This is a genomic window from Ramlibacter sp., from assembly GCF_035706265.1.
GTDB lineage: Bacteria > Pseudomonadota > Gammaproteobacteria > Burkholderiales > Burkholderiaceae_C > Ramlibacter.
The window spans coordinates 1-9,341 of the sequence record NZ_DASSVG010000590.1; the positions used below are offsets into that span (position 1 = coordinate 1).

General features: G+C 72.4%; 11 protein-coding genes. 3 read left to right on the forward strand and 8 right to left on the reverse strand.

Features of this window, described 5'->3' with window-relative positions:
- The coding region (locus tag VFM98_RS21155) for a TetR/AcrR family transcriptional regulator (RefSeq protein ID WP_325111865.1) at nucleotides 1–550 on the forward strand (550 nt) is incomplete at its 5' end.
- Between the two features lie 37 nt (nucleotides 551–587).
- Here VFM98_RS21155 and VFM98_RS21160 read toward each other — a convergent pair.
- The gene (locus VFM98_RS21160; protein WP_325111866.1) at nucleotides 588–857 is read right to left on the reverse strand and encodes a DUF2164 domain-containing protein; all 270 of its coding nucleotides are present in this window, start codon (nucleotides 855–857) and stop codon (nucleotides 588–590) included.
- Nucleotides 858–1,067: 210 nt separating this feature from the next.
- Between VFM98_RS21160 and VFM98_RS21165 the strand changes: the two genes are divergently transcribed.
- A complete protein-coding gene (locus tag VFM98_RS21165) occupies nucleotides 1,068–1,316 on the forward strand; it encodes a hypothetical protein (RefSeq protein ID WP_325111867.1) in 249 nt (82 codons plus the stop codon).
- Here VFM98_RS21165 and VFM98_RS21170 read toward each other — a convergent pair.
- Nucleotides 1,313–2,494, reverse strand: coding sequence for an MFS transporter (locus VFM98_RS21170; RefSeq protein WP_325111868.1), 1,182 nt, complete (start codon nucleotides 2,492–2,494; stop codon nucleotides 1,313–1,315). The two genes, VFM98_RS21165 and VFM98_RS21170, sit on opposite strands and share 4 nt — an antisense overlap.
- A 58-nt stretch (nucleotides 2,495–2,552) precedes the next feature.
- Nucleotides 2,553–3,230, reverse strand: a complete 678-nt coding sequence (locus VFM98_RS21175; RefSeq protein ID WP_325111869.1) for a pseudouridine synthase — start codon at nucleotides 3,228–3,230, stop codon at nucleotides 2,553–2,555.
- Nucleotides 3,231–3,455: 225 nt separating this feature from the next.
- Between VFM98_RS21175 and VFM98_RS21180 the strand changes: the two genes are divergently transcribed.
- Nucleotides 3,456–3,821 carry a glyoxalase superfamily protein gene (locus VFM98_RS21180; protein ID WP_325111870.1) on the forward strand — a complete coding sequence of 122 codons (366 nt, stop codon included), beginning with the start codon at nucleotides 3,456–3,458 and terminating at the stop codon, nucleotides 3,819–3,821.
- Between the two features lie 98 nt (nucleotides 3,822–3,919).
- Here VFM98_RS21180 and VFM98_RS21185 read toward each other — a convergent pair whose 3' ends face one another.
- The 5 genes from VFM98_RS21185 to hcrA all read right to left on the reverse strand — a co-directional run.
- Nucleotides 3,920–4,399, reverse strand: a complete 480-nt coding sequence (locus tag VFM98_RS21185) for a hemerythrin domain-containing protein (protein ID WP_325111871.1) — start codon at nucleotides 4,397–4,399, stop codon at nucleotides 3,920–3,922.
- Between the two features lie 65 nt (nucleotides 4,400–4,464).
- Nucleotides 4,465–5,736, reverse strand: coding sequence for a hypothetical protein (locus VFM98_RS21190; RefSeq protein ID WP_325111872.1), 1,272 nt, complete (start codon nucleotides 5,734–5,736; stop codon nucleotides 4,465–4,467).
- Nucleotides 5,733–5,981: a DUF2249 domain-containing protein gene (locus tag VFM98_RS21195; RefSeq protein WP_325111873.1), complete on the reverse strand. Its 249-nt coding sequence runs from the start codon at nucleotides 5,979–5,981 to the stop codon at nucleotides 5,733–5,735. Before VFM98_RS21195 ends, VFM98_RS21190 begins: the two co-directional genes overlap by 4 nt.
- A gap of 40 nt (nucleotides 5,982–6,021) precedes the next feature.
- Nucleotides 6,022–6,996: a 4-hydroxybenzoyl-CoA reductase subunit beta gene (gene hcrB / locus VFM98_RS21200; RefSeq protein WP_325111874.1), complete on the reverse strand. Its 975-nt coding sequence runs from the start codon at nucleotides 6,994–6,996 to the stop codon at nucleotides 6,022–6,024.
- The coding region (hcrA, locus tag VFM98_RS21205) for a 4-hydroxybenzoyl-CoA reductase subunit alpha (protein ID WP_325111875.1) at nucleotides 6,996–9,341 on the reverse strand (2,346 nt) is incomplete at its 5' end. The genes hcrB and hcrA, both read right to left, overlap by 1 nt.

Consider the following 9,341-nt stretch of genomic DNA (forward strand, 5'->3'; position numbering starts at 1 on the left):
CGCGCGCGGCGGCTATCCGGGCACTTCGATGAACCAGGTGGCGCAGGCCTGCGGCCTGTCGAAAGCCACGCTGTACCACTACTACCGCGACAAGTACGAGCTGCTGGTGAACATCGCCGAAGGCCACGTCACGCGGCTGCAGGGCATCGTCGACGAGGCGCTGGCGGCGGAGGCCGCGCCCGCGGGGCAACTGCGCCGGCTGATCCGGCGCCTGGTGGAGGAATACGCGAATGCGCAGGATGCGCACCGCGTGCTGACCGAGGATGTGAAGTTCCTCGACCCCGCCGACCGCGAGCGCATCCTCGCCAAGGAGCGCGAAGTGGTGGCGGCTTTCGCGCGCGTGGTCGCCGCGCTGCGGCCCGACCTGCAGCAGGCGGCGCTGAGCAAGCCGCTCACCATGCTGCTGTTCGGGATGGTGAACTGGCTGTTCACGTGGATGAAGGCGGACGGCCCGCTCGCCTACGAGGACCTGGCGCCGGTGGTCACGGACCTGTTCCTCGGCGGCCTGCAGTCGGTCTCGGCGCCGGCCGCGTGCACTGCCGCCGTCTAGCGGGCCCACCGGGCGCCTCAGGCGTCGCTCCGGTCGATCACCGGTTCTTGCGGGCCTTGGCGTACTTGGCCCAGTAGCCGAACTCGTCCTCGTGCACCTCGATGTCGATCTCGTCGATCCGCGCGCGGAGGCGTTCCTGCACGTCGCTTACGGCCTGGTTGTAGATGGCCGGCCCGATCTCCTCGAGGAAGAAGCCGAGCAGCCCCGCAGCGGCGACGTTGCCGATCTTCTCTTCCATGTTCTCGCGGAAGTAGCGCTCGATGGACGCGATCGCCTGCTGGCGCGCTTCCTTGGGCAAGGTGATCATCGGGCCATTCTGCCAAGCCCCCGGGCGCCTGGCGCGGGCGCCGGCGTGCGCACGCTGCAGGCCGGTGCGTCGCGGCCGGCACGCGCTTGCTGATCCACCTCAAGCAGGCGCGAGGCCCGCCCGCTGCGCTGCGGCGCCGGCTGACGTTTGTCAAGACCACCCCGTGCCGCGCGTCGCACACTGGCCTGACATCCACATTGCGTTGGCTCCATGTACTTCTTCATCCTCCTAGGCTGCACTCTTGCCCTGCTCACCATGGTGGCCCTGGTCGACGGCGCCCGCCGGAACGCGCGCGTGCGGGTCGCGTTCGCTGCCGCGGGTCCGAGCCCCGCGCCGGTCGACCCGATCCACGACCGCGTCGCGCGCCTGCTGAAGGGCCCCAAGGAAGACAAGCCCTGCCTGACGCCGGTCGACTGCGTGCAGGAGAACCGCTGCGCCGGGCTGTGCGGCTGCCACTAGGCCGCGCGCGCTGACGCCGGCGCCTGCGCTCCGAGCGCGCGCCGCGCGAGCGCGGCCACCATCGCGGCGAAGACGACCACCACCGTCAGTCCCATCGTCAGCGAGCGCGCCTGCGCGATGAAGCCGATCAGCGGCGGGCCCACCATCATGCCGAAGTAGCCCACCGAGGACACGGCGGCAATGGCGTGCGCCGGCGCGCTGCCCGGCATCTGTCCGGCCGCGCTGAACAGCACCGGCACCACGTTCGAAAAGCCGAGCCCCACGAGGGCGAAGCCGGCCAGCGCCGCCCAGGCCTGCGGCACGGCGAGCGCCAGCGCCATGCCCAGCGCGCCGAGCGCACCGCTCGCGCGCAGCAGGGCCACCGGCGCCATGCGCGCGCGCACGGCGTCACCGGCGAAGCGGCCGGCGGCCATCGCGAGGCTGAAGCTCGCGTAGGCCAGGCTGGCGCTGGCGGCCGGCGCGCCGAGCTCCTGGCGCATGTACAGCACGCTCCAGTCGTACATGGCGCCCTCGGCGATCAGGCCGACCGCCGCGAGCAGCCCCACCAGCGCGAGCGGCCCGCGCGGCAGGCTCAGCTTCGGGGTCTCGGGGTGCGCCACGCGGTTCTGGCGCAGCATGAAGCGGCTGGCGGCCAGCGCCAGCAGCCCCAGCGCCACGCACGCGGCCACCAGGTGTTCCAGCGGCCGCACGCCCGCGCGCGCGAGCAGGCTCCACGCGCCGGCGCCCAGCATGCCGCCCAGGCTGAACATGCCGTGGAAGCCGCTCATGAGATGCCGGCCGGTGGCGGCTTCGAGCGAAGTCGCTTCGTCGTTGATGGCCACGTCGAGGATGGCCGCCGCGATCCCGTAGGCGAGCATCAGCGCGAGCAGCAGTGGGTAGCTCGCGGTCGTCAGCAGGTTGCCGATGGCCGCCACCGAGACCAGCGCCAGGACAGGCAGCAACTGGCGCGGCGAACGGTGCGCCAGCAGGCGCCCGGCATGCAGCAGCGCGACCACCGAGCCCGCGCCGGCCGCCAGCATCGCGATCGCCAGAAGGCGCTCGCCGAGGCCGTAGGCGTTCTTGATGCTGGGCACGTGCACGCCCCAGGTCGCGAACAGGGCGCCGGCGAACAGGAACTGCGCGCGCAAGGCCCAGCTGGCGGCGCGCAGGGTGCGCGCGTGGTCGGAGGATCCAGGCATCGGGGGCAGAGGATACGTGCGGCGCTCCGGCCCAGGGGCGTGTTCCCCTTCTGCGCGATCAGGCGCGCGGCACGTTCGCCAGCAGCGCCGCCCATTCCGGCCCGGGCGGTGCGACGATGCGCGGCCGCCCCGGCAGCTCCATCCACTCGCAGTGCAACCAGAGGCGGCTCGCGCCCAGCCACTGCGCCACCGCGCGGTTGTGCGCGCCCTTGCCGTGCGTGGTGTCGCCCACCAGCGGATGGGCGATGTGCTTGAAGTGGCGGCGGATCTGGTGGCGGCGGCCCGTCACGGGCTCGGCCGCCACCAGCGCGTAGCGGCTGGTCGCATGGCGCGCATCGGCCTGGAACGGCCACTCGAAGCAGGCCAGGCGCTCGAAGCGCGTGAGCGCCACGATGCGCTCCTGCCCTTGCGAGGGCTGCTCGGGATCGCGCGCCAGCGACTGCTCGATGGCGCCGCGCTCGGGCGGCCAGCCGCGCACCAGCGCGAGGTAGCGCTTGCTCACGCGGCCCTCCTCGAACGCGCGCCCGAATTCGCTTGCGGCCTGCGGGTGGCGTGCGAACACCAGCACGCCGCTGGTGGCCTTGTCCAGGCGGTGCAGGGGCCACAGGCGCTCGCCGCGCTGGTCGCGCAGCAGCTTGAGCGCGCTGCGCTCTTCCTGCGCGTCGAGGGCGCTGGGGTGCACCAGCAGGCCGGGCGGCTTGGCGATCGCCACCAGGTCGGCGTCCTCGTGAAGCACGGAAAGGGGGAGATTGTCCATCGGGACGGGTGCAACGATTTGTAGGTGGATTCCCACAGGAACGGTGGATGAAGCTGTGGAAAACAAGGTGGGCAAGTGCCGGGGGCCGCACCAGTGCTGGCGCTGGACGCGGTGACCATTCCGCAGGCAGATCCGGGGGTGGATGCCGCCAGGGCCGGATCATCCGACAATCGGCCAGGCTCCCAGCGCCCTCCGGAGGTGACCATGCATCTTGCCAGCCCGATCCCCGTGCTCCGCATGTTCGACGAAGAGCGGGCCCGCGAGTTCTACGTCGGCTTCCTCGGCTTCCGGGTGGACTGGGAGCACCGCTTCGAGCCGGACACGCCGCTGTACATGCAGGTGTCGCGCGACGGGTGCGTGCTGCACCTGTCCGGCCATTTCGGCGACGGCACGCCCGGCACGGCCCTGCGCGTGCACGTCGACGAGCTCGATGCGCTGCAGCAGGAGCTGCTGGCGAAGAAGTACCGCCACTCGCGCCCCGGCATCCAGGAGCAGCCCTGGGGCCGCGACATGACGATCCCCGATCCGTTCGGCAACCGGATCACGTTCACGACGGCGGGGAAGGCGTAGCTTCAGGCTGGCTCTTCGCAGGCTGGTGCTGGAGCGAATGCGAAAGCCCAGCGATGCGCGAGCGCCGCGAAGCGCCAGCCTCCGGGCTCGGCACAAACCTACGCCGTGGCGGCGTACTCCAGCGCCAGCTCGCCATCCGTCTCCGGATCGAGCAGGTCCTCCAGCAGCGGCAGCATCGCCATCGTTTCCTTCTGGATGTGCGAGACCTGGCGCTCGATCAGTTCCAGCGTGCCCAGGCGCAGGCGGTCCCAGGCTTCCTCGTCGACCACGCCTTGCGCGACTTCGCGCGCCAGCGGCAGCAGTTCCTCGGCCACCTCGCGGATCGCGTCGTGCTCCTCGCGCATCAGGCCGGCGATGGCGCCGTCGCCGGACTCCTCCAGCCGCGGAAACAGTTGCTGCTCCTCGAACTGGAAGTGGCGGCCGATGTCCACCTCCATGGAGCGCGTGAACTCGCCCAGCAGCTTGCGCAGCTCCGGCGTCGCTTCCGGCGCGCCGGCGATGGCGCGCTCCATGCGCTCGAGCAGGGCCAGGTTGCTGCGGTGCTCCTCGTCGAGCATGCGGCCGGTTTGCGTGTTCATCGTGCTGTCTCCTTCTGCGATGGGGACGAAGTTAACGGGCTGCGGGTGCCGCGGCTTGCGCCAGCTCAAACTCCGGCCGCGCGCAGCTTGCGCAGCAGGTGGAGGTGGAAGAACGCGAAGGCGGCGGCGCCGGCCAGGCCGACGATCGCCGCGGCCCGCGCCAGCCAGTTTGCATCGAATGCGATGGCCAGCGCCAGCCCCGCGAAGGCCGCGAGATGACAACGGAAGTGTGCGTTCAAGGCCTTGTCGTGCGTGAGCATGGAAGCCGTGGGCCCGCGCTTGCGGCCGGCCGCGGCATGCAGCGCGGCGAGGAAGGGCAGGATGCGCTGCAGGATGGCGAGAACGAAAGTGAGCAGCCATGCGAGCAGCGCGAACCCGAACGCGGCCTCGGCCCGCGGCACTTGCAGCTGCGTCCACAGCAGGCCGCCCAGCACCAGCGTCGCCAGCAGCGCGCCCCAGGCGCACTTCACCAGCACGAAGGAGCGCCCCAGTTCCTTGCGCATGCCGGTGGCGAGTGCGCGGCGCATCTCCAGCAGGTGGAGCAGCACGCCGGCCAGCCCCAGTGCCCACGCCGGCGCGCGGGCCAGCGGCGGCGCCAGGCCCAGTGCGGCGGCCGCCGCCAGCAGCAGGCCGGCCGCGATCAGGGCGCAGGAGGCGAGCTGCACGCGTTCGCGCGGCGGCTGCGAGAGCGCGAACATCGGCACCAGCACGTAGGAGAGACCGAGGGCCAGCAGCCCCATGAAGCCGAACGGCGCGAACAGCAGGTGCAGCGGCAGCGTGAACTGCCGCCCCGGCACGTTCCATCCCAGCCAGGCGGCGGCCAGCAGCAAGGCGCTGGCGAGCAGCACGAACAGCGAGACCAGCGCCGACCAGGCGTGCGCGCACACGCCCGGCATGCCGCGCGCGCCGCGCAGGTGCAGGGCCACCAGCGCGGCCCAGGTCGCGAGCGCCACGGCAACGGCCGTTCCGCCCAGCGCCAGCAGCGGCGGCAGCGCGAAGCCCATGCCCAGCGCCAGCAGTGCGACGCCGGGCGTGTACAGGCCCCAGATCCAGGCCAGCGCCCGCGCCCCCACGGGCGCCTGCCGGGTCGCCACCGGCAGCAGCTGCGCGGCGGCGCCGAGCGCCGTCATCCCCAGCACGCCGAGCGTGAACAGGTGCAGCGCGGCCAGCGGCCAGCCGAGTCCGCCGCGGAAATCGAGCGCATCGCCCGGTGCGAAGGCCAGCACCAGCCAGCCGAGCACGTGGTAGACGACCGCGGCACCGAAGAAGCGCAGGGGCGCCGCCGCCGGCAGCAGGCGCCCGCTGGCGCCGCCGAGGAAGGCGCCCGCGACCGTCATGGAACGGCCCTCAGGCGCAGCCGCACCTCGCCCGCCGGCGCCGCGATGCGCTCGGCCTCCCAGCCGATCTCCGCCAGCTCGGGATAGAGCAGCAGCGGGTCGCGTTCGTGGTGGACCACCAGTTCCTGCTGCGGCCCGAGTGCGTGCACGCGCCGCAGGATGGCCACCAGCGGCTGCGGCGCCGGCAGGCCGCGCACATCGATGTGCGCGAGGCCATCCTCCATCCATTCACGGGCTTCGCTCACTGCACTTCCCTTCCGGCGCCGTGGATGCGCTCGCCGGCCTTCAGCCCGCCAGCTCGCGCAGCAGGCGCGCGGCCAGCACGCCGGCCGCCTCGCGCCGGTACTGCGGCGGCGTGACGGTGCTGCGCATCGGTTGCACCTGCTTCTGCACCAGCTGGCGCAGCTTCTTCGCGCTGTCGTCGTCGACCGCGTTGCCTTCGAAGGCCGCCGTGCCCTCGATGGGGAGCGGCTGCGAATTGGTGCCGGAGAGCGCGACGCGCAGGCTGGCGATCCGTCCGCCCTGCAGCCGCAGCGCCACGGCGGCCGCGGCGAGCGGGAAGTCGACGCCGCCGCGCACCCGGGTCTTGGCAAAGCCGATGCGCTCGCCGGCCGGCCGCGGCGGGACGTGCACGCGCACCAGCACTTCGCCGGGCTGCAGCGTGAGGTGTGCGGCGCCGTCGTCGCGATAGAGCTGGGCCAGCGGCAGCGTGCGCGTGCCGGCGGCGCCTTGCAGCAGCACCTCGGCCCCGGCCACCAGCAGCACCGGTGCGAGGTCGCTGCAGAAGGCGGCGTGGCAGCGCTCGCCCTGCGGCGCCACGTGGCAGCGGGTGCCGTTGCGCTTGAGGCAGTAGCCGTTGGTGCTGCGCCACCACTCGCTCTGGTTGTAGAAGACGCAGCGCGTGTCCTGGCACAGGTTGCCGCCGACGGTCGCCACGGCACGGTGGGTGTTCGCAGCCACCGCGCGCGCCGCTTCGGCCAGCGCCGGCAGGATGCGCGCCACCAGCGGATCGGCCGCGAGCGTGGCCAGCGTGATGCCGGCACCGATCGCGAGGCTGCCGTCGGCGGCCTGCTCGATGCCGCGCAGTTCGCGCACGGCCGAGAGGTCCACCAGCGCCGCCGGCTGCTCGAGGCCGCGCCGGAGATTCGGGACCAGGTCGGTGCCGCCGGCCAGCAGGCGCGCGGCGCCGGCATCCGCCAGGGCCACGGCTTCGGCCAGGCTCTCCGGCCGGTGCAGGGTGAGTTCGCCGAGGGCGCGCATCAGGCCATCTCCTTCTCGCGCTTCAATGCGGCGAGCTTGCGTTCGCGCTGGCGCGCGCGCAGCGCGTCCAGCACCCGGTCGGGGGTGAGCGGGATCGCGGCCAGCCGCAGCCCCAGCGCGTCGGCGATGGCGTTGGCCAGCGCCGGCGGGCAGCCGTGCAGGGCGCCTTCGCTGCCTTCCTTGGCGCCGAAGGGGCCGAGCGGGTCGTTGCTCTCGATCAGGCTCACCTCCACCGGCGGCGTCTCGCCGATGGTGGGCAGGCGATAGTCGATCAGGTTGGAACGCAGCGGCAGGCCCTCGTGGTACTCGGTCTCCTCCTGCAGCCCTTCGCCCAGGCCCATGATCACGGCGCCCTGGATCTGGCCTTCGAGTGCCAGCGGATTGAGCGCCTTGCCGCAGTCCTGCGCCACCCAGACCTTCTCGACCTGCACGGCGCCGGTCTCCTCGTCCACCCGCACCTGCACCACCTGCGCCGCGTAGCTGAAGCCGGCCGTGGAGCCGACCGCTGCGCCGCGGAACTTGCCGCCCTGCGTCTCGGGCGGGGTCGACCACGCGCCCTTGACGGTGATGGTGCCGCTCTCGGCCAGCGCCGCCTGCACGCAATCGGCAAAGGAGAGCGACTGTTCGGTGCCCGTCACCACGCAGCGCTCGCCCAGCCACTCGACCTGCTCCGCCGGCGCGTTCAGGCGCTTGGCCGCCGCTTCCACCAGCAGGCGCTTCAGCGCTTCGGCGGCGCGCAGCGTGGCGTTGCCGACCATGAAGGACACGCGCGACGAGTAGGAGCCGTTGTCCTTGGGCGTGAGCATGCTGTCGGCGCTGATCACGCGGATGCGCTGCATCGGCAGCAGAAGCACTTCGGCCGCCACCTGCGCCATCAGCGTGCTGGAGCCCTGGCCGATGTCGGAGGCGCCGGTCAGCAGCGTGATGCTGCCGTCGAAATCGAGCTTCAGGTTCACCACCGCATGCGGCTCGCCGGTCCAGTGCACCGGCTTGGCCGAGCCGCTCACGTAGTGCGAGCAGGCCATGCCCAGGCCCACGCCCTTGGGCAGCTTGCCGCGCCGCTCGTGCCAGCCGGAGGCGCGTTCGACGGCGTCGAGGCACTGCGCCAACCCGTACGAATTGACCTGCAGGTCGTTGAGCGTGCGGTAGGGCGCCTCGATCAGGTTGGCGCGGCGCAGGGCGAATGGGTCCAGTCCCAGCTTGGCCGCCGCTTCGTCGAGCAGGGCCTCGACGCCGAAGCGCACGCTCACGGCGCCGTGGCCGCGCATCGCGCCGCAGGGCGGCAGGTTGGTGTAGACGCGGTAGCCGCGGTAGCGCACGGCGCCCACCTTGTACAAGGCGTGCAGCAGCGCGCCGGCGTAGAGGATGGTCACCAGCCCGTAGCCGCCGTAGGCGCCGCCACGCTGCACCACCTCGGCCTGCAGCGCCGTGATCTCGCCCTGGGCACTGAGGCCGATCTTGAGGTCGACCGCGGCATGGGGACGGCCGCGGTGGGTGAGGAACACCTCCTCGCGCGTGAGCTCCATCTTCACCGTCGCGCCGGCCGCGCGCGCCAGCGCCGCCGTCACCATCTCGAAGTTGAGCGGCTCCACGCGATGGCCGAAGCCGCCGCCGACGAAGGGCTTGACCACGCGAACTTGCGATTCGTCCAGGCCCAGGGTCTGGGCCAGCATCAGGTGCAGGTAGTAGGGCACCTGGGTCACCGACTGCACGGTGAGCCGCTGCTGCACCGGGTCCCACTGCGCGATCGTCGCGTTCAGCTCGATCTGGCCGTGGTAGATCTCGGCGGACTCGAAGCGCTTCTGCACGACGAGATGGGCCTGGGCGAACCCGGCGTCGACGTCGCCGAAGTCCTGTTCGACCACGCGTTCCAGGTTGCCGGGCTTCTTGTCGTGCAGCTGCACCGCATCGGGTGCGCGCGCCGCTTCGGCGGTGAAGTAGGCCGGCAGCTCCTCGTAGTCGACGCGCACTGCCTTCAGCGCCGCGAAGGCCGTGGCCTGGTCGTCGGCGGCCACGGCGAACACCGGCTCGCCGCGGTAACGCACCCGCTCGCGCGCCAGCGGCCATTCGTTCTGGGTGATCGGAATCACGCCGTAGGGGGCGCTGAAGTCCTCGCCGGTGATCACCGCGCGCACGCCGGGCATCGCCAGCGCCGCGCTGGCATCGATCGCGCGGATGCGCGCGTGCGCCACCGTGCTGCGGGCGATGGCGCCCACCAAGGTCGGGCCGACCGGCAGGTCGGCGGTGTAGCGGGCGCTGCCGGTGACCTTCTCCACGCCGTCGATCAGGGGCGTGCGCACCCCGATCGAATGGGTGGGCGGCGCTGCGGGGCGGGCGGGAGCGTG